General features: G+C 70.7%; 19 protein-coding genes, 3 pseudogenes and 1 riboswitch. Of the genes and pseudogenes, 6 read left to right on the top strand and 16 right to left on the bottom strand.

The genetic code is table 11. The features are described from left to right. Positions 1–30 precede the first annotated feature (30 nt). On the bottom strand, positions 31–312 hold the full coding sequence (locus QIT00_RS19545) for a hypothetical protein (protein ID WP_282536587.1): 282 nt from the start codon (positions 310–312) through the stop codon (positions 31–33). Between the two features lie 45 nt (positions 313–357). On the opposite strand from QIT00_RS19545, the gene QIT00_RS19540 reads away from it, so the two are divergent. Further along, positions 358–771 (top strand): ASCH domain-containing protein, encoded by a 414-nt coding sequence (locus QIT00_RS19540; protein WP_282536586.1) that lies wholly within the window; start codon positions 358–360, stop codon positions 769–771. A gap of 341 nt (positions 772–1,112) precedes the next feature. On the opposite strand, the gene QIT00_RS19535 is transcribed toward QIT00_RS19540, so the two are convergent. Both QIT00_RS19535 and QIT00_RS19530 read right to left on the bottom strand, forming a co-directional pair. Then, the gene (locus QIT00_RS19535) at positions 1,113–1,337 is read right to left on the bottom strand and encodes a hypothetical protein (protein WP_282536585.1); all 225 of its coding nucleotides are present in this window, start codon (positions 1,335–1,337) and stop codon (positions 1,113–1,115) included. Beyond that, a complete protein-coding gene (locus QIT00_RS19530; RefSeq protein ID WP_282536584.1) occupies positions 1,334–1,615 on the bottom strand; it encodes a hypothetical protein in 282 nt (93 codons plus the stop codon). The genes QIT00_RS19535 and QIT00_RS19530 overlap by 4 nt, the downstream gene beginning before the upstream one ends. A 556-nt stretch (positions 1,616–2,171) precedes the next feature. Between QIT00_RS19530 and QIT00_RS19525 the strand changes: the two genes are divergently transcribed. From QIT00_RS19525 to QIT00_RS19510, 4 genes and pseudogenes are all read left to right on the top strand, one after another. Then, positions 2,172–2,429 (top strand): hypothetical protein, encoded by a 258-nt coding sequence (locus QIT00_RS19525; protein WP_282536583.1) that lies wholly within the window; start codon positions 2,172–2,174, stop codon positions 2,427–2,429. Beyond that, positions 2,416–2,760 (top strand): glycosyltransferase, encoded by a 345-nt coding sequence (locus tag QIT00_RS19520; protein WP_282536582.1) that lies wholly within the window; start codon positions 2,416–2,418, stop codon positions 2,758–2,760. The genes QIT00_RS19525 and QIT00_RS19520 overlap by 14 nt, the downstream gene beginning before the upstream one ends. Then, positions 2,706–3,263 (top strand): glycosyltransferase, encoded by a 558-nt coding sequence (locus QIT00_RS19515; protein WP_282536581.1) that lies wholly within the window; start codon positions 2,706–2,708, stop codon positions 3,261–3,263. Before QIT00_RS19520 ends, QIT00_RS19515 begins: the two co-directional genes overlap by 55 nt. A gap of 12 nt (positions 3,264–3,275) precedes the next feature. Next, a pseudogene (locus QIT00_RS19510) lies at positions 3,276–3,679 on the top strand (class II aldolase/adducin family protein); the annotation flags it as partial. A gap of 110 nt (positions 3,680–3,789) precedes the next feature. Here QIT00_RS19510 and QIT00_RS19505 read toward each other — a convergent pair. Further along, complete coding sequence (locus QIT00_RS19505; RefSeq protein ID WP_282536580.1) at positions 3,790–4,704, bottom strand: M23 family metallopeptidase; 915 nt, start codon at positions 4,702–4,704, stop codon at positions 3,790–3,792. 4 nt (positions 4,705–4,708) lie between these two features. Then, positions 4,709–4,867, bottom strand: a riboswitch (cyclic di-AMP (ydaO/yuaA leader). A gap of 435 nt (positions 4,868–5,302) precedes the next feature. Between QIT00_RS19505 and QIT00_RS19500 the strand changes: the two genes are divergently transcribed. Beyond that, on the top strand, positions 5,303–6,100 hold the full coding sequence (locus tag QIT00_RS19500; protein ID WP_282536579.1) for a tyrosine-protein phosphatase: 798 nt from the start codon (positions 5,303–5,305) through the stop codon (positions 6,098–6,100). Positions 6,101–6,110: 10 nt separating this feature from the next. Here QIT00_RS19500 and QIT00_RS19495 read toward each other — a convergent pair. The 12 genes and pseudogenes from QIT00_RS19495 to QIT00_RS19440 all read right to left on the bottom strand — a co-directional run. Next, a pseudogene (locus tag QIT00_RS19495) lies at positions 6,111–6,203 on the bottom strand (XRE family transcriptional regulator); the annotation flags it as partial. A 56-nt stretch (positions 6,204–6,259) separates the two neighbouring features. Further along, positions 6,260–7,672 (bottom strand): aspartate aminotransferase family protein, encoded by a 1,413-nt coding sequence (locus QIT00_RS19490; protein WP_282536610.1) that lies wholly within the window; start codon positions 7,670–7,672, stop codon positions 6,260–6,262. A gap of 44 nt (positions 7,673–7,716) precedes the next feature. Beyond that, positions 7,717–8,028 (bottom strand): annotated as a pseudogene (locus QIT00_RS19485) (transketolase C-terminal domain-containing protein); the annotation flags it as partial. Positions 8,029–8,239: 211 nt separating this feature from the next. Then, positions 8,240–9,262: an adenosyl-hopene transferase HpnH gene (hpnH, locus tag QIT00_RS19480; RefSeq protein WP_282536578.1), complete on the bottom strand. Its 1,023-nt coding sequence runs from the start codon at positions 9,260–9,262 to the stop codon at positions 8,240–8,242. Positions 9,263–9,269: 7 nt separating this feature from the next. Further along, positions 9,270–9,917 carry a phosphorylase family protein gene (locus QIT00_RS19475; protein ID WP_282536577.1) on the bottom strand — a complete coding sequence of 216 codons (648 nt, stop codon included), beginning with the start codon at positions 9,915–9,917 and terminating at the stop codon, positions 9,270–9,272. After that, positions 9,917–11,929, bottom strand: coding sequence for a squalene--hopene cyclase (gene shc, locus QIT00_RS19470; protein ID WP_282536576.1), 2,013 nt, complete (start codon positions 11,927–11,929; stop codon positions 9,917–9,919). The genes QIT00_RS19475 and shc overlap by 1 nt, the downstream gene beginning before the upstream one ends. A gap of 165 nt (positions 11,930–12,094) precedes the next feature. After that, positions 12,095–13,207 carry a polyprenyl synthetase family protein gene (locus QIT00_RS19465; protein ID WP_282536575.1) on the bottom strand — a complete coding sequence of 371 codons (1,113 nt, stop codon included), beginning with the start codon at positions 13,205–13,207 and terminating at the stop codon, positions 12,095–12,097. Beyond that, positions 13,204–14,574, bottom strand: coding sequence for a hydroxysqualene dehydroxylase HpnE (hpnE, locus tag QIT00_RS19460; protein ID WP_282536574.1), 1,371 nt, complete (start codon positions 14,572–14,574; stop codon positions 13,204–13,206). Before hpnE ends, QIT00_RS19465 begins: the two co-directional genes overlap by 4 nt. After that, on the bottom strand, positions 14,571–15,527 hold the full coding sequence (hpnD, locus tag QIT00_RS19455) for a presqualene diphosphate synthase HpnD (RefSeq protein ID WP_282536573.1): 957 nt from the start codon (positions 15,525–15,527) through the stop codon (positions 14,571–14,573). Before hpnD ends, hpnE begins: the two co-directional genes overlap by 4 nt. A gap of 8 nt (positions 15,528–15,535) precedes the next feature. Beyond that, the gene (gene hpnC / locus QIT00_RS19450; protein WP_282536572.1) at positions 15,536–16,444 is read right to left on the bottom strand and encodes a squalene synthase HpnC; all 909 of its coding nucleotides are present in this window, start codon (positions 16,442–16,444) and stop codon (positions 15,536–15,538) included. 280 nt (positions 16,445–16,724) lie between these two features. Beyond that, complete coding sequence (locus tag QIT00_RS19445; protein ID WP_282536571.1) at positions 16,725–17,519, bottom strand: ABC transporter ATP-binding protein; 795 nt, start codon at positions 17,517–17,519, stop codon at positions 16,725–16,727. After that, positions 17,512–18,456: an ABC transporter permease gene (locus tag QIT00_RS19440; RefSeq protein ID WP_282536570.1), complete on the bottom strand. Its 945-nt coding sequence runs from the start codon at positions 18,454–18,456 to the stop codon at positions 17,512–17,514. Before QIT00_RS19440 ends, QIT00_RS19445 begins: the two co-directional genes overlap by 8 nt. Positions 18,457–18,507: the final 51 nt, after the last annotated feature.

Below are 18,507 nucleotides of genomic sequence, written 5' to 3'. Positions count from 1 at the left end.
GACGCAGAGCCAGGCCGGTCGCGGCGACATCTACTTGGCGTGCGAGCGGCGTGCGGCCTCCAGGGTCTCGGCTTCCTGGCGGCGCTGGTCGACGTCGTACGCCTTGGCGCGGTCGTGCCAGTGCAGACGGTAGGCGAGCTGCTGCAGGTAGGCGGTGGAGCCGCCCAGCTCGGCGGCGAGGGTGCGGACCTTGCGGTCGCGCATCTTCAGGTAGGACTCGAAGCGCCGGTAGTTCGCGTCGCTCTCGCGCGGCTGCTGCTCCCACAGCTCGTGTGTGGGGTCGAGGGTGAGCGGGGTCTTGTCGGTGGGCATGCGTGTTTTCCCAGGTCAGACGGTGGGTTACGTTAGAGCGCGCGGATGAGTTCGGCGATCCCGGAGACCTTCCCGACCCTGACGATCAGTCAGCCGTACGCCGGGCTGATCATGGCCTCGGTGAAGGACGTGGAGAGCCGGTCGTGGGCGACGAAGTACCGAGGTCCTCTCGCCGTTCACGCGGGCATGCAGCGTCACCGCGACGACCCAGGGGTGCCCGTCACCGCGTCGATGCGTGTGCAGGGCCGTGATGAGGCGCTCGCGCTCGACGAGGTGTACGGGGCGCTGCTCGGGTGGGTCACGCTTGTCGACGTTGTCACCGACCATCCCTCCCAGTGGGCGCAGGAGTCGATGTTCCACTGGGTGCTGGCCGAGCCGCGCCTGTTGGACGAGGCACTGCCGATGCAGGGCAAGCAAGGGCTGTGGCGATATCAGCCGGCCCCCTCACCGGCGTTCTGAGCGGGCGGGGTGTACTCGAAGCTGCGGGTGTTCAGCGCGCGCACGTTGAGCCCCTTGGCGCGCCGGGGATGCCCTGCGTGCCTCTCAGGGCTCGTCGGCGCTCCATGTTGCAGGCCAGGCAGGGGCCTTCACCTTGGGCTGGGGCGGGATCGACGGACCCACGGGGGTGGCGCTTGCAGCTGGTGACGGTCGGCTTCTCATAGAGGGCGCGCACCGCCCCCAGGGCGTTGGTGAGAGTGCGGGTGAGGGCATGGAGCGCAGTCCGGTCCAGGCGTGTTGTACGCGGTTCATGGCGGCGTCTGCGGCTGCCCATTGGCTCGGGGTGGGGCCTTTGTTCTTGGTCATCTGGCTCTCTCTGGCAGGTCGAACAAGGCGGGCTGCTCGGGCACGGGGTGTATTCGGCGCCGTGGCTGCGGTGGGGGCACCGGGATGGGTTCGCCGGGGTGCAGCACGCCGAAGTGGCGTTCCAGTCCGGCGTGGCCGCCTTGGAGGTAGACGGTGCATCCCTTGCGCGGGCAGACCCGGATGGCGCTGACGACAGGGCTGGACACCGGGGCGAGGCTCACGAGGCTCTCCTGCCTTCGAGGCCGCGCGGGCCGTGGCGGCGTGCAGGGGCGGGGAGTTGGCGGTTGAGGGCGAGGCGTCTGCGGTAGACAGCACCGTCCTCGGCGCAGCCGGGGCTGCCGGCGTGCTCGGCTTCCCACACGTCGAGGCGGACCAGTTCGGCGCGGATCGCGTCGGGGTCGTTGGGGAGGTCGTCCGCTGCCGCCCAGTCACCCGTATCTACCTGAGGCTGTGAACGCTCGTCAGCCCCTGTCTGTGGATGGGTATCTGTGCAGGGCATCTGTAGGGACCCGGCGCGCACGCTGTCCGGGAAGTTCGGAAGACCCGGCACGCACGTCATCCGGAACGCGTGCGTGCACGCTGTCCGACCCCTCTGTGTCCGATTCGCCGGTTCCCGGACCGCGTGCGTGCACGTCGTCCGGATGGTGTGCGCGCACTCGCCCCGCTCAGCACAAGGACTTTGAGGCAAGCGGTCACACGCTCGGCGCTCATGCCGGTGAGCAGCGCGATGGTCTCGCGTTCGGGGAAGGCGTTGCTGCCGTCCGGGTCGGCGTACGTGGAGACGACGAGGCCGACCGTGACGCCCGCGCGGCAGCGAGGAGCGAGGAGCGAGGCCCGTTGACCTGCTTGCTGCGGGCGTTGACGAGGTACGGGCCGACCCTGGGATGCGTCGGCCTCCTCCAAGTAGTGGACGCCGTAGTCGAGTTCATCGATGGCGCAGGTGTGTCGGAGCGAGCCCTCAGCCCAGTTCCCGGCAGGTCCTGAAGTGCAGGCCGCCGAAATCGGAGCATAGGGTGACAAAGCATGTAGTACGCGAGCTCTGCGAAGGGTGCCCCATGGACGCGAGGCCGCAGCCCCCCGGCGTCGCCTTCGAACCCACCCGGCCCCTGACCCGCGGACGCAAGGCGGGCATGTTCGTGTTCGGCGCGCTGGTCTGGGTCGCGGCGGGCGCCCTGGCGATCGCCCTGCTCGGGCACAGCTACATCCTGCGCCACCTCCTGGCCGCCGTGGTGATCTCCTGGCTCGGCTTCGGACTCGCCCTGCTCTGGGGGATCGCGATCAGGCGCGGGGAGGAACGCCGTGAGCTTCCTTGACGTACTGCTCGCCTTCCTCGCGTTCTACCCGGTGGTGACCGGTGCCGCGTGGATGGTGGGCGGGGTGCTCTTCCGGATCCTGGAGGAGCGCTCCGCGCTCGCCACCCCGCCCGGCGGCTGGCCGGGGGTCACCGTCCTCGTGCCCGCGTACAACGAGGAACAGGTCATCGCCCGCTGCGTCCAGGCGCTGCGCGGCGTGGACCACCCCGATCTGGAGATCCTGATCCTCAACGACGGCTCCGCCGACCGCACCGTCGACGTGGCTACGACGCGCGGATGGCCACCGAGGACATCGAACTCACCTGGCGGCTCCTGGAGGCCGGACATCTGACCGGCTTCGAACCCCATGCACTGGTCGGCATGCAGGTCCCGCAGACGCTGCGCGGCATCTGGGCCCAGCGCACCCGCTGGGCCCGCGGACAGGGCGAGGTCCTGCGCACCCATGCCCGTACCGTCGCCCACCCGCGCCGTTGGAAGCTGTGGCCGATCGCGGTCGAGGCGCTGCTCTCGTACCTCTGGGTGCTGGCCATGCTGACGGCGACCGTCTGGGGCGTCGTGCACTGGATCACGCAGCCCGGTGACACCAAGCTCCGGTGGTTGATCGCGTGGGGTGTGGGCATCGCGATCGTCGCTGTGCTGCAGATCGCCCTCGCGGTCGTCATCGAACGCCGCCTGGACCCGAGTCTCCCGTACGCCTGTCTGCTGTTGCCGATCTATCCACTGGCGTACTGGACGGTCAACGCGCTGGCCGCGATCACCACGCAGAGCAGCGGCCTGCTGCGCGGCCCGCGGAAGAAGCGCGTCGTCTGGGACCTGCCGCGCAGCGAGGCGTGAAGGGACCCGTGCGTCAGGGTCTCCGACCTCGTACTCGTCGACCACGACGGCAATGTCGTCGAGGGCGACCGTCCGGTGAACCGCGCCGCGTCCTGCATCCACTCCGAGGTGCACAAGGCCCGCCCGGACGCGGTCGCCGCCGCGCACGCACACTCACTGCACCGCAAGGCCTTCGCCGCGCTGCGCCGCCCGCTCGACCCGCTCACCCAGGACGCGTGCGCGTTCTTCGAGGACCAGGGGCTGTACGACGACTTCCGCGGCGTGGTCAACGACACCGAGGAGGGTCGGCGGATCGGTGCCGCGCTCGGCCCGCACAAGGCGGTGGTCCTCGGGTGATCCTCGCCAACCACGGGCTTCTGACGGTAGGTCAGAGCGTGGCCGAGGCGGCCTGGTGGTTCATCACGATGGAGCGCTCCAGCCCGCCGAGCAGCCTGACCTCTTCGACTGACCTCCGGGCGTACGGTAACGGCGCCCTCGGAACCACCGAGGGCGCCGCACGCGTCGCGCCGGGTCCGCCGCCGCGATGTCAGATGCTGACGCCGTGCGAGCGGAGGTAGGCCAGCGGGTCGATGTCCGAGCCGTAGCTCGGGCCGGTGCGGACCTCGAAGTGCAGGTGCGGGCCGGTGGAGTTGCCGGTCGAGCCGGACAGGCCGATCTGCTGGCCGCCGCTGACGGTCTGGCCGGTGGCCACGTCCAGGGAGGTCATGTGGGCGTACTGGGAGTAGTGCCCGTCGGCGTGCTGGATGACGACCTCGTTGCCGTACGAGCCGCTCCAGCCGGCGGAGACGACGGTGCCGTCGCCGATGGCCTTGATGGGCGTACCGGAGGGGACGACGAAGTCGGTGCCGGTGTGGTAACCGCTGGACCACATGCTGCCGGCGGTGCGGTACGCGGTGGAGATGCTGGCCTCGACCGGGGCGGTGAAGCCACCGGCGGCGGGCTCGGCCTCGACCTTGTCCGACTCGGCCTTGGCGGGGGCCTTCTTCTCGGCCTTCTCGGCCTTGGGCGCGGCCTTCGCCTTGGGCGCGGCCTTGGGCGCGGCCTCGGCCTTCGCGCCGCCGACCGTCAGCTTCATGCCAGGCAGGATCAGCGCCGGGTCGCCGCCGACGACCTTGCGGTTGTCCTTGTAGAGCTGCTTCCAGCCGCCGTCCACGTCGAGCTGCTCGGCGATCGCGGAGAGCGAGTCACCGGAGACGACGGAGTACGACTTCGCGGCCTTGGCGGCCGCCTTGGTGGCCTTCTTCTCGGCCTGCGGGGCGGCGGACTTGACGCCCTGGGGGGCCAGGTTGTGGGCGGCGGGGGCGGCCTCGGGGGTGGCGGCGTTCGCTCCGGTCGCGCCGAGCAGCGGCAGCGCGAGCGCGGCCGAGCCGGTTCCGGCGACGGCGAAACCGCGGGTGAGACGCAGGGACTTGGGACGGCGGTGCTTACCCTTCACGGGCATGGCGAATTCCTCTCCGGCGCCTGCGAGGTGAGCTGTCGGGTTCGGGCTGGAGATGCCCGGCCGCGTTTCCGCGACTTCACCCCAAGCCGCTCCGGTGGACCGGATCCGGCGATTTACCGTGGGTCCCCCGCTCCTGCCGTGCACGGGTTGGTGTGCGGGAATCCGAGCGGCGGCAGGATTGGGCGTCCGCCCGGACGTCGGCGACCGTAATGGAGTTGAGAGCCGAGCGACAAGGAATCAATTCCCGGACCATCGCGGAGCGGTGATCCTTTCTCGAAATACCGGTCACACTCCGTGGATAGTCACCCTTCAAAAGTGCCCGCCCATAAGGGAATTGCTCGGCGAAGATCGCCACACACCGTCACGAATATGATCCCGCTCACCACGGAATCGGCCACCGCCCTTTACTCCAGGGCTAGTTACCGCGAACGCACCGAAACCACCTAAACGGACATCAAGGGTGAATGGCCCATCTGCGTCATTGAGGAACGGTGGAGGAGTCCGCCCGAACGAATGATTGCCCGAGGAACCCGTGTCGTATCGTCGAAGACGCGCCCCGCCGACGAACAGCGTCGGCGGCCGAATGGGAGGAGCCCCCGTGACGCAGCAGGTCCCGTCGACAGAGCCCGAGCTCGCCGGAGTACGCAACTTCCGTGACCTGGGCGGGCTGCCGACCGTGGACGGGCGCCGGGTGCGGGCGGGACGCCTCTTCCGCAGCGGTCACCTGGCTCACGCCACCGCGGCCGACGCGGACTTCCTCACCGCCCTCGGCCTGCACACGATCTTCGACTTCCGCAACGCGGCCGACCAGAAGCTGGAGGGCCAGGACGTCGCCCTCCCCGGCGTACGGAACGTGAACCTGCCGCTCAGCGATCCGGCCGACGGCGCCGAGTTCTGGGAGATGGTCCGCGAGGGCGACATCGAGCAGCTGCGCGGCCTGCTCTCCGAGGGCAGGGCCGCGGGCCGGATGATCTCCTCGTACCGCATGATCATCAAGGAGCGCACCGCCGAGCACAGCCGTGTGCTGCACGCCATGGCCGACGACAGTGTCCCGGCCCTGATGCACTGCGCCGCGGGCAAGGACCGCGCGGGCCTCTCCATCGCCGTCACGCTGCTCGCCGTCGGCGTGGAGCGCCCGGCGATCGAGGAGGACTACCTCCAGTCCAACGCCGCCCACCGCCGCTACAAGGTGCACCGCAGCAGCACCTCCGCGGACGCCATGTCCCCCGAGGTGATGGAGCTGCTCAGCCCGCTCTTCGACGCCCGAGCCGAGTACCTGGCGGAGGCGTTCACCACCATCGAGGAGACCTGGGGCACGGTGGACCGCTACCTCGAAGAGGGCCTGAAGGTCACTCCGGAGATACGCGAGCGCCTGCGCGCCAACCTGCTCGACTAGGACGCGACCAGGACAGGGTGGGCGCCGTGTCCCCGAGGTGCAGCCGCGGCCTCCCTTCGAGTACGTACAGCCACTCCTGACCGGGGTGCACGCGCACGATGCGCGCCGGCCAGGAGTGGCTGTACGTCCAGCGGCCCACCTTGGTCTCCGGCGGGCCGCTCACCTGCCCGCGACGGCCTGCTTCACCAGCGTCTTCCCGAAGTCCCACATCAGCCCGCCCCCGCTGTGCGCCTCGTCCATCACGGCCGTGAAGGCGCCGACGAACCGCTCGACCTCCCGCTCCCCCACGACCAGCGGCGGAATCAGTTTGATCACCTCCAAGTGGTCCCCGGAGACCTGCGTGAGAATGCGGTGCTTCTGCAGCAGCGGTACGACCACCATCTGCGCGAAGAGCCCCTTCCGGGCGACCTGCAACGCCGCCCACCGGCCGCGCAGCTTCAGCGAGGACGGCCGCCCGAACTCGATGCCGATCATCAGGCCCCGGCCCCGTACGTCATGCAGCAGCTCGTAGCGGTCCACGAGCGCGGCAAGGCGGGACCTCAGCTGCTCACCGGTGACCCGCGCGTTGGCGACCAGCTGCTCGTCCTCCAGTACGGAGAGCACGGCGAGCCCGGCGGCCATGGCCTGGGCGTTGGAGCCGAAGCTCGCGGAGTGCACGAGGACGCGGTCCATGGACGAGTAGACCTTCTTGAAGATCCAGTCCTTGCCGAGCGTCGCGCCGACGGGCACGTACCCGCCGGAGAGCGCCTTCGCCACGCACACCAGATCCGGCTCGACCCCGTCCTCGTGCTGGTACGCGTAGAAGTCCCCGGTCCGCCCGAGCCCGGTCTGCACCTCGTCCGCGATGAGCAGTGCCTTGTGCCGGTGCAGCAGCTCCTGGGCGGCGCGCAGGAATCCGGGCGGGGACTCGTGCACGCCCTTGCCCTGGATCGGCTCGACGACGAGCCCCGCCACGTCGCCGTGGGCCAGTTCGCGTGCCAGCGCGTCCAGATCGCCGAGCGGGATCGCCGTATCGGGAAGCAGGGGCGCGAACCCGTCCCGGAACCCGGACTCGCCGTTCACCGAGAGCGCGCCCGTGGTCAGGCCGTGGAAGGCGTGTGTGCAGTACAGGATCCTGGGCCTTCCGGTGGCGTACCGGGCGAATTTCAGCGCCGTCTCCACCGCCTCCGTACCGCTGTTGCCGAAGAACACCCGGTCCAGGTGCGGGCTGTGCGCGAGCAGCTTCTCGGCGAGCAGTCCGGGCAGCGGCTGGCAGTCGAAGCGGGTGAGGTCGGCGAGCGAGGCGTCGAGCACGTCGTGCAGCGCCTTGCGTACGACGGGGTGGTGGCGGCCCACGCCCATCACGCCGAACCCGGCGAGCATGTCGAGGTAGTCGTCCCCGTCCGCGTCCCAGAAGTACGCGCCCTCGGCCCGCTCGTAGACCTTGTCGAAGCCGATGGTGTGCAGCATGCGCGGCAGCTGGTGGTTGAGGTGGCGGGCGTGCAGGTCGTAGCGTTCGGCGCCGCGCTCGGCGAGCAGCGCGGCCAGCTCGAAGCCATTCACCGGCCCGTCCGCCAGGGGCTTGTCGGCCATCGAGGGGTCCGTCCTCGGCTGGTCCGTCCTCGGCTGGTCCGTCATCACTGGTTCTCCTTACGGGCGAGGCTCGCGCCGATGCGTCCGGCGATGTCGACCGGGGTGAGCCCGAGGTCGGCCAGGAGCTCGCCGCGCTTGGCATGGGCGAGGAACTGCTCGGGGATGCCGAAGGTACGCGGCGGCAGGTCCACCTCGGCGTCCTGCAGCGCCTGCCCGACGGCCGAACCCACCCCGGACGTACGGGAGTTGTCCTCGACGACGGCCACGAGCCGGTGCCGCGCGGCGAGCCCAGGCAGGGCAGGATCGACGGGCTTGACCCAGCGCGGGTCGACCACCGTGCAGCCGCCGGTGCGAGCGACCGCGTGTACGAGGAACTTCCGGATCTCCTCGGTGAGTTGGTCAAGCTCCGCCGGGTCGAGCTCCGCCACGTCGAGCTCCTCCGGATCGGACTCCTTCAGGTCCTGCGGCCCCCGGATGTTCTCCAGGATCGTCATGCGGTCCCCCTCTCGGACGGCACGTCCAATCCCGGCGACGCGGCCGGCCCTGGGGCCGACCGCGCTGCCGGTGTCAGCCGCGACCGCTGGAGACGGTCTCCCGCATCGCCCGCAGGGACTCCTTGAGGGAGCCCATCGTGGCGAGCACGGCCGTCGGCTCGTATCCGCAGTGCGCCATGCAGTTCGCGCAGCGCGGGTCCTTTCCGCGGCCGTACGCGTCCCAGTCGGTGTCCTCGATGAGCTGCCGGTACGTCGGCACATAGCCGTCGCTCATCAGATAGCAGGGCTTCTGCCAGCCGAAGAGCGAGTAGTTCGGAATGGCCCAGGCCGTACACGGGAAATCGACCTTGCCCTCCAGGAAGTCCAGGAAGAGCGGCGAGTGATTGAGCCGCCAGCGGCCCCGGTTCCCGCCCGCGAACGTCTTCTTGAAGAGTTCCCTGGTCTGCTCGACCCCGAGGAAATGCTCCTGGTCGGGCGCCTTCTCGTAGGCATAGGCGGGCGAGAGCATCATCTCGTCCACCTTCAGGTCGTCGTTGAGGAAATTCAGGACCTCGATGACGGTCTGCGGGGTGTCGGTGTTGAAGAAGGTCGAGTTGGTGGTGACCCGGAAGCCGCGCCGCTTGGCCTCCTTGATCGCCTCGACCGCCTCGTCGAACACGCCTTCCTTGGCGACGGATTCGTCGTGCCGCTCGCGCATCCCGTCGATGTGCACGGCGAACGCGAAGTACGGCGACGGCGTGAAGTCCTCCATCTTCTTGCGCAGCAGCATCGCGTTGGTGCACAGGAAGACATACTTCTTCCGGGCCACCAACTGCCGTACGATCTCGTCGATCTGAGGGTGCATCAGCGGTTCGCCGCCGGCGATGGACACCATCGGCGCTCCGGACTCCAGAACCGCCCCGACGGCCTGCGCCACTGGCATGCGCTGCTTCAGAACCCCCGCCGGGTGCTGGATCTTGCCGCAGCCCTCGCATTTCAGGTTGCATGCGAAAAGCGGTTCGAGCTCGACGATCAGCGGAAACTTGTCCCGCTTGCGGAGCTTCTGTTCAACGAGATACGTAGCCACCTTGATGGACTGCCTCAGCGGCATGGCCATGACTCGCTCACCTCCTGGGGAGCAGCAAAGAACGGTGCCATTCATAGAAAGCCGGAAGGATTCCGCGTAGAACGCGGAAAGCCGATATTCCACCGCGTACCGTGCCGATCCGGACGAGCTCATGCTCTGGAGCGTCCACGACCACCCGTACGGCCGCAACCGGACGGGCTCCGCCCCGCACCGCCGCCCGCAGTGTCGCCGAGGACTCCATGTCGACCGCGATGGCCCCTCCGGCGAGCAGTTCGGCCCGCTCGTGCCCGCGCACCACATGGTCGGAGCCGGTCAGGCCGCCGGTGTGCACGGTCCGCCCGGGTACGGTCCTGACCAGCTCTTTCACCAGGATCCCGGTGCCTTCGCAGGCCGTCGTGCCGTGCGCGTCACGGGTCTCGTCCGCGACCACCAGATCGCCCGGGTGCATACCGGGGGCGAGCCCGGCGCAGAAGCCGGTGGCGAGGACCGCGGCCCCGTCCACGCCCGGCTCACCGAGCGTGCGCGACACCGCACGCTCGGCTGCCTTCGGCCCCATCCCCGTCCGCACCACGGTGACCGGAAGGTCCGCACCGCCGCGCTCCCCCGTCCGCAGCGCGAGGCTCTCGATGCGCAGCGCACAGGCGATGAGCAGCGGCGGTACGTGCTCCGCCGCACCGTGGGCCATCAGGGCGCCCCGTGTCCCGGCCCGTGTCCCGTACCGCCCCCCGGCCCGGGTCCGCCGACGTGCCCGGTGCCGTGGACGTACCGGCCGAGCGCGGTCAGCGGGAAGACCTGCCGGTACAGGTGGTAGTTGATCGAGAAGTCCCACGGGAACCCGGTGCCGGTGAAGTACGGCTCGTCCCAGGTCCCGTCGTCGTTCTGCGTCCGGGCGAGCCAGGCCACGCCGCGCTCGACGGCCTTGGAGCCCCGCTCCTCCGCGGCGAGCAGCGCGAGCAGCGCCCAGGCGGTCTGCGAGGCGGTGGACTCGCCGCTCGCCACCCACTCCGGGTCGACGTACGACCGCAGGTCCTCGCCCCAGCCGCCGTCCTCGTTCTGCACCGACTCCAGCCAGGTGACCGCCCGCCGGATCGCCGGGTGCGCGGCGGGGATCCCGGCCGCGGTCAGGGCGGGCACGACCGAGCCCGTCCCGTACAGGTAGTTGACGCCCCAGCGCCCGAACCAGGCGCCGTTCGCCTCCTGCTCGGCGAGCAGCCACGTGATCCCGCGCCGGGTCCGCGGGTCACTCGCCTTCCCCTCGTACGCGAGCATCTCGACGACGTGGGCGGTGACGTCGGCGGAGGGCGGGTCGATGACCTCTCCGAAGTCGCAGAAGGGCAGCCGGTTGGGGAAGCCGCTGGTGTTGTCGGCGTCGAACGCGGCCCAGGCCCCGTTCTTCGACTGCATGCCAAGGGTCCAGGCCATGCCCCGGCGGATCGCACCGTCGACGCGGGCCGGGTCGGGGTGCCGCACCCGGCGCAGCGCCAGGGCGACCTCGGCCGTGTCGTCGATGTCCGGGTAGTTGTCGTTGTGGAACTCGAACGCCCAGCCGCCGGGGGCGAGTTCGGGCCTGCGCACCGACCAGTCGCCGGGCCGGGCGATCTCCTCGGCGAGCATCCAGTCGGCGGCCTTGACCAGGCGCGGGTCGTCGGCGGGCACACCCGCGTCGGCGAGGGCGATGGCCGCGAGGCAGGTGTCCCAGACGGGCGACTGGCAGGCCTCGATCATCCGCGCCCCGTCCTCGCGCCACACCGCGAACCGGTCGAGCGAGGCGAGCCCTTCGCGGAGCACCGGGTGGTCGAGGTCGTAGCCGAGCAGGTGCAGGGCGATGATCGAGTACACGGCCGGGGGCTGGATGCCGCCCCAGCAGCCGTCGTTCTCCTGCCGCTCGACGATCCAGCGCCCCGCGGAGCGCATCGCCATCCGCCTCAGACCGGGCACGGCGACCTTCTGGTACGCGTGCAGGGCCTGGTCGAGCCGCTGGAAGAGGCCGTCCCAACTCGCCATCGGGGCAGGGGACTTGGGCGGATTCGGTACGCGCGCGTCGGTGTGCAGCTCGTCGAGCGGGAACGGCGCGGGGCGTACCGGCCGCTTCGCGGAGACGATGGTGAGGGGCACGATGGTCTGCCGGGCCCAGCAGCCGAAGTCGTAGATGTTGAGCGGGAACCACTTCGGGAAGTAGATGAGTTCCGGCGGAAGTTCCGGCAGGTCGTCCCACTTCCACCAGCCGAACAGGGCCAGCCAGATGCGGGTGAAGACCCGGGCGCCCGCGATGCCGCCGCGGGCGCGGATCCAGGCGGAGGCCCGCGCCATGTGCGGGGCATCCGGCTCGTCCCCGGCCAGACGCAGGGCGACGTACGCCTCGACGGTGGTGGAGAGTTCGCCGGGACCGCCGTAGAACGTGGCCCAGGTGCCGTCCTCGCGCTGCTCGCCGCGGATGAACAGGGCGGCGGCCCGGGTGGTCTTCTCGTCCCCGATGCCGAGGAACTGACGCAGCAGCAGGTCCTCCGCGTCCATCGTCACGTTCGTCTCGAGGTCGCCCTTCCACCAGCCCTCGCTGTGCTGTCGCGAGAACAGCAGCTGGGTGGCGCGTTCGGTGGCCCGCCGGGCCGCCTCGAACGTGTCGGGACTCCCGGTCTCCGTGGCCGCGGCCGCGCGGGGCCCGAACGCCCCGTTGCTTCCGTCGGTCGTCGCTGTCATGGCTTCCCCTCCGTGCAGATTCGTGGTTCTCGAAGTGCTGCTGTGCTGGGGTCCGCCGTCGGCCGGTGGCTGCCGTGGTGCTGTGGTGCTGTGGTGCTGTGTGGTCAGCGCACCGGCCGGCGACTGCGATTCATATACGGGTGCTGCGGGTGGCGCAGATGGCGATCATCTCTTTCGTACGACGACGAAGTCGGCCAGGGCGACCAGCTGGCGCCTGACCCGCTCCGGCATGTCCACGCTGTCGAGGGCCTCGACAGCGATCGTGTGCTGGCGGCGCGCCTCCTGGGCGGTCCAGTCGCGGCCGCCCGCCTCCTCGATGAGGGCGGCGCGGGCGGCGAACTCCTCCTCCGAGAAGTTCTCGAAGTCGCTGCTCTTGGCGTCCGCGGCGAGCAGCTCACCGAGCCGCTCGGCGGCCTCGCCCTCGGCGCTCAGGGCGGCGACGACGGGCAGCGACTTCTTGCGCTGACGCAGGTCGCTCCAGGTCTGCTTGCCGGTGGCCTCCGGGTCGCCCCAGATGCCGAGCAGGTCGTCCACCGCCTGGAACGCGAGGCCCAGGTGGTAGCCGTAGCGCTCCAGGGCGTCGGCGGTGCGCTCGTCGGCGCCGCCGAGGACCGCGCCGATGGAGACCGCGCAGGCGAGCAGGGCGCCGGTCTTGTTGCCCTCCATCTCCAGGCACTCCTCGACGGTGACCCGCTCGCGGTGCTCGTAACTGATGTCCTGGGCCTGGCCGTCGATCAGCTTCCGGGAGGCGGTGGTGAGCCGGCGCGTGGCGCGGCCCGCCTCGACGGTGTCGAGTTCGAGGAGGATCTCGTTGGCGAGGGCGAAGAGGGCGTCGCCGACGAGGATGGCCTGCGCCGGGCCGTGCACCTTCCACACCGTGTCGCGGTGGCGGCGCTGCTCGTCGCCGTCCATCAGGTCGTCGTGCAGGAGCGAGAAGTTGTGCACGAGCTCCACGGCGACCGCGCCGGGGATGCCCACCTCGGGCGCGGCTCCGGCGGCCTCGGCGGAGAGCAGGGCTAGCGCCGGGCGTACCGCCTTGCCGCCGTCACCGGCGGAGGGCCGGCCCTCGGCGTCGATCCAGCCGAAGTGGTACGCGGCCACGGTGTCCATGGGCGGCGCGAGGCGGTCCACGGCGGCGCGCAGCACGGGCGTGGCCAGGGTGCGTCCGCGGTCGAGCATCCCGCTGACGTCGACGCCATCGACATCATCCGCGACTCCGGCGGCCGAAGGCACAGTCGGCACAGTCTCTCCTCTTGATCCGGTACTGCTACTGCTCATGCCGCCTCCTGAAAGAGATGGTCGTGGGGGCGGCTCAGGGCGGAGAGCGCTGCCCGTGCGGCGGTGGTCCCGCTGCGCACGGCGCCCTCCATGGTCGCGGGCCAGCCGGTGGCCGTCCACGAGCCGGCCAGGTACAGGCCGGGTGCCTCGGTGCGGGCGCCGGGCCTCAGGCGGCCGACGCCGGGGGTGGGGGCGAAGGTCGCGGTGCGCTCCCGGGTGACGAAGAAGTCCCGCACCTGGGCGCCGCGTGCCGCGGGCAGCAGCCGCTCCAGCTCGGGCAGGTAGCGGGCGCGCAGCCGCGCGACGGGCGCGTCGATCTCGTCCTGCGCGGCGGACTGGGACAGGGCGAGGTACTGGCCACCCTCGTACCCGGACGCGTCGGTACGGTCGAAGACCCACTGCACGGGCGAGCCGATCGCGGCGAAGAACGGCTTCTTCAGCACCTTGCGGTCGTACAGCACATGGACGTTGAGGATCGGCGCGGTGCCGATGGAGAGCAGCGCCTCCGGGTCGTCGAGCGCGCCGTCCGGCAGCAGCTCGTAGGCCTCGCGCTGCGGTACGGCGAGCACGACCGTGTCGGCGTCGATGCGCTCGCCTTCGGTGCCGACCCGCCAACCACCGTTCTCCGTACGGGAGATGGCATCGACCTTGGCCCGGGTCTCGACCCGTACGCCCGCCGCGGCGAGGGCCTTGCGGGCGAGGGTGTCGTGGAGCTCGCCGAGCGGGACGTGGGCCCAGCCGATGTCGGCGGCGCCCGGGTCGGTGAGCAGGCCGGTCTTGAAGACCATGGCGGCGAGGCCGAGCGAGGCGTCCCCGGCGGTGGCGTTCAGGGTGGCCACGCCGACCAGGTCCCACAGCGCCTCGACCGCCCGCGGCGACTGCCCGCGCGCGGCGAGCCAGGAGCCGAAGTCCTGTGCGTCCAGGGCGGGGTCGTCGAGGTCGAGCGCCTTCAGGGCGAGCGCGGCGCGGCCCACCTTGGCGCGCTCGGCCAGGGAGAGATGCGGGTACGTGGAGAGGCCGGCGGCGAGGTGCAGGGGCACGGGCAGCGCGGTGCGGCGCAGCCGGCCGAGCCGCATCCGGTCGGCGTCGAGCACCGGGACGTCGAGCCGGTCCTGGAGCGGGGCGAGCGCGGCGCCGCCGATCCGGTCGAGGAACCAGCGGTACGCGGTGCAGCAACGCAGGTACACGTGCTGGCCGTTGTCGACGGTCAGTTCGCCGCGCTTGAAGGAGAACGCGAGGCCGCCGAGGCGGGGCCGGCCTTCGAGGAGGGTGACGCGCAGGCCGCCGTCGGCGAGCGCGAGCGCGGCGGTGACCCCGGCGAGTCCGCCGCCGACGACGACGGCGGACTTGCTCTCGTACCCGCTCATGCGCGCCTCCTCGTGGACCTGCGGGCGATGTGCCGGGCGTCGAGTCCGGACAGGCCGCGCACGGCCACGTACGCCTTCTCGTGTCCGGGCAGCGAGACGCGGCCGCGCAGGACGGCCTCGGGGTCGCGCTCGATGCGGTCGAGGAGGCGGCGGTAGATGCCCGCCATGGCGGCGACGCAGGCGCCGCTGCGGCGGTCGAGCATGGGAAGGAGCCGGTACCCCTCGACGAACAGGGCGCGGGCGCGGCGCACTTCGAAGTGCACGAGCCCGGCGAAGTCGGCGCCGTGCGGCGGCTCGGACGCGCGGAAGGCGTCCGTGCAGCCGAACTTGGCGAGGTCGTCGGCGGGCAGATAGACGCGGCCACCCTCGGCGTCTTCCCGAACGTCCCTGAGGATATTGGTGAGTTGGAGGGCGAGTCCGAGTGTGTCGGCGTACTCCGGGGCGCGTTCGGCCTGTTGTGCGCCCGGCTCGGTGCCGAAGACGCCGAGCGAGAGCCGCCCGATGGCCCCGGCGACGCAGCGGCAGTACGTCTTCAGCTCGTCCCAGGTCTCGTAGGTCTCGCCGCGTACGTCCATGAGGACGCCGTCGATGAGTTCGTCGAGGCCGGCGAGCGGGATCGGGAAGGTCTGCGCGGCGTGGCTGAGGGCGACGGCGACCGGGTCGGTGTCGTCCTCGTCGACGGCGCCGTGCCTGACCCGGTCGAGCAGCTGCCGGGTCTCCTCCAGGCGGGTGTGCTTGACCTCGGGGGCGAGCGTGCCGTCACCGATGTCGTCGACCCGCCGCGAGAACGCGTACAGCGCGGACATGGCGCGCCGCTTGGGCGTCGGCAGCAGTCTGATGCCGTACGCGAAGTTGCGCGCCTGCCCGCCGGTCACCGCCTCGCAGTAGCTGTACGCAGCGATCACCGGCGCGGTCGGCGGCGCGCTGTTGTCCGTGTCCAGTGCGGAACCCATGGGTTCGCTCACCCCTCACCTCGCAGGGTCGCCCCGACCTCGCGCAGCAGCCCGGCCTTCGTGGGCCTGGGCGGTCCGGGGAGTACGTCGTGCCGGGCTGCCTCGACGGCACGCAGTGCGGCGCGGCCGCCGCCGACGAATCCGGCGAGCAGCAGCCTGAGCCGTCCGCGCACGCTGCGCACCAGCGGCGCGCCCTCGTCGAGCAGGGCGCGGGCGCGCTCCGCCTCGAAGGCGACGAGGGCCCGCACCGGCGCGGAGGCGGCGGGTGCGGCGAGGTCGGACTCCCGCACGTCGAAGCGCTTCATGTCCTCGGCGGGCAGATAGATCCGGTCGCGCGCCAGGTCCTCGGCGACGTCCTGGAGGTGCTCGACGATCTGCAGTGCCGTGCACACCGCGTCGGAGCGGCGGAGGCGCTCGGGGCTCGTGGTGCCGGTGACGGCGAGGACGAGCCGGCCGACGGGGTTGGCGGACAGCTCGCAGTAGGCGAGCAGGTCGGCGTAGGTCGCGTACCGGCTGACCAGCTGGTCCTGGCGGTTGGCCTCGATCAGGCCGAGGAACGGCTCGGGCGTGAGGCGGTGCCGGCGGACGGTGGGCTGGAGGCGGCGGAGCAGCGGGTGGCCGGGGCCGCCGGAGCCGCCGAAGACGCGACGCAGGTCGGCCTCGAAGGCGTCGAGGAGGGTGAGCCGGTCCTCGGCGGCCGTGGAGTCGAGGCCGAGGAGGCGGGCGTCGGCGCCGCCGGGGGCGAGGTCGCCGTCACCGATGTCGTCGACGAGCCGGGCGAAGCCGTAGATCGCGACGAGGTCCGTGCGCCAGGCACGGGGCAGAAAGAAAGGAGCCACCGGGAAGTTCTCGTCGGCAGCCTTGTCGAGAGTCGCGCGCTCCGGGAGTGCGGGGCGCGCCGTCCGGCCTCCCGTCACCGTGCGCTGCCCGGTGCGCGGACGGCGGAAGCATTGGGGAGGAGGGGGCTTTCCGTAGCCATTGCCGTCACATCTCCCGTTCTACACTGCCAACCCGAGACAGCTCATTTCGGACACGCCGCCGACCAGTCCAGCTTACGTTGTACGCTGCCGCGCGGTCTTCCGGGGGTGCGCCGCGCCGCAGGTCGGCGAGGACTTGTGGGTCAACGTTCCGCTTTCGTACGGGAGTTGACGGCCAGGGCCCCGCCGGTACCGACCGGAGGGCCCTGGCCTGAACGCGCTACTTGCCGGTGAACTTCTCGTACTCCTTGAGCACCTCGTCCGTGGGGCCGTCCATGCGGAGCTCGCCGCGCTCCAGCCACAGGACCCGGTCGCAGGTGTCGCGGATCGACTTGTTGTTGTGGCTCACCAGGAAGACCGTGCCGGCCTCCTTGCGCAGCTCGCGGATGCGGGCCTCGGAGCGCTTCTGGAACTTTCGGTCGCCGGTGGCCAGGGCCTCGTCGATCATCAGGACGTCGTGGTCCTTGGCGGCGGCGATGGAGAAGCGGAGGCGGGCCGCCATGCCGGACGAGTAGGTGCGCATCGGCAGGGTGATGAAGTCGCCCTTCTCGTTGATGCCCGAGAAGTCGACGATGTCCTGGTAGCGCGCCCGGATCTGCTCGCGGGACATGCCCATCGCGAGCCCGCCGAGTATGACGTTCCGCTCGCCCGTCAGGTCGTTCATCAGGGCCGCGTTCACGCCGAGGAGCGAGGGCTGGCCGTCGGTGTAGACCTTGCCCTTCTCGGCCGGGAGCAGGCCCGCGATGGCGCGCAGGAGCGTGGACTTGCCGGAGCCGTTGGAGCCGATCAGGCCGACGGCCTCGCCGCGGTACGCGGTGAAGGTGACGCCCTTGACGGCGTGCACCTTGCGCACGCCGCGCTCTTCGCCGCCGCGCTTCACGATGCGGCTGAGGGCCGCGGTGGCGCTGCCCTTGCCCTTGGAGCCCGCGTTGACGCGGTACACGATGTGCAGCTCGTCGGCGATGACCGTCGGGACGCGGGGCTGCTGTGCTTCTTCGGGGGTCTGCTCAGCCACGGCCGTACTTCTCCTCTGACTTCCAGAAGTAGATGAACCCGCCGATACCGAGCAGCAGGGCCCAGCCCAGGCCGAGGGCCCAGACGTGCTTGGGCAGGTCGGGCAGCGTTTCCGCGCCCTTGCCGGTGATCAGCGCGTCGCGCATCAGGTCCATGTAGACCGCCGCGGGGTTGGCGAGCAGCGCCTCGGCGATCCAGCCGGGGGCGGTGACCTTCGTGAGCATGTAGTCCAGCGGGAACATCACGCCGGACGCGTACATCCACGTACGCATCACGAACGGCATCAGCTGGGCCAGGTCGGGGGTCTTGCTGCCGGCCCTGGCCATGATCAGCGCGAGACCGGTGTTGAAGACGAACTGCAGCGCGAGCGCGGGCAGGATCAGGAACCAGGACCAGGACGGGTAGTGCCCGAAGCCGATCAGGATGAGCAGCAGCACGATCATCGAGAACAGCAGCTGCTGGAGCTGCTGCAGCGAGAACGAGACGGGCAGCGAGGCGCGCGGGAAGTGCAGCGCCCGCACCAGGCCCAGGTTCCCGGAGATCGAGCGGACGCCGGACATCACCGAGCTCTGCGTGAAGGTGAAGACGAAGACGCCGGTCACGAGGAACGGGACGTAGACATAGATGTCCATGTTCCCCCGGCCGCCGAGCAGCAGGCCGAAGATCAGGAAGTAGACCAGCGCGTTCAGCAGCGGCGTCGCCACCTGCCAGAGCTGGCCCAGCTTGGCCTGGCTGTACTGCGCGGTCAGCTTGGCCTGCGAGAAGGCGAGGATGAAGTGCCGGCGGTCCCACAGCTGTCCGACGTACTCGAACAGGCCGGGGCGTGCCCCGGACTGCGCGAGCCCGTACTTGGCTGCGAGTTCGGCCGGGGCGAGGCCGTCATCGGGCGACGGTGGTGCGCTCACCGCGACTGGACCGTCATGCGTTGTCTCACTCACAAGGGGAAACTTTCGTCTTCAGGATGCGCTGCCGGGATGGGCGCAGCGGAA

Source organism: Streptomyces luteolus, from assembly GCF_029968015.1.
GTDB classification, from domain to species: domain Bacteria; phylum Actinomycetota; class Actinomycetes; order Streptomycetales; family Streptomycetaceae; genus Streptomyces; species Streptomyces luteolus.
This window is presented reverse-complemented; position numbering and strand designations above follow the sequence as displayed.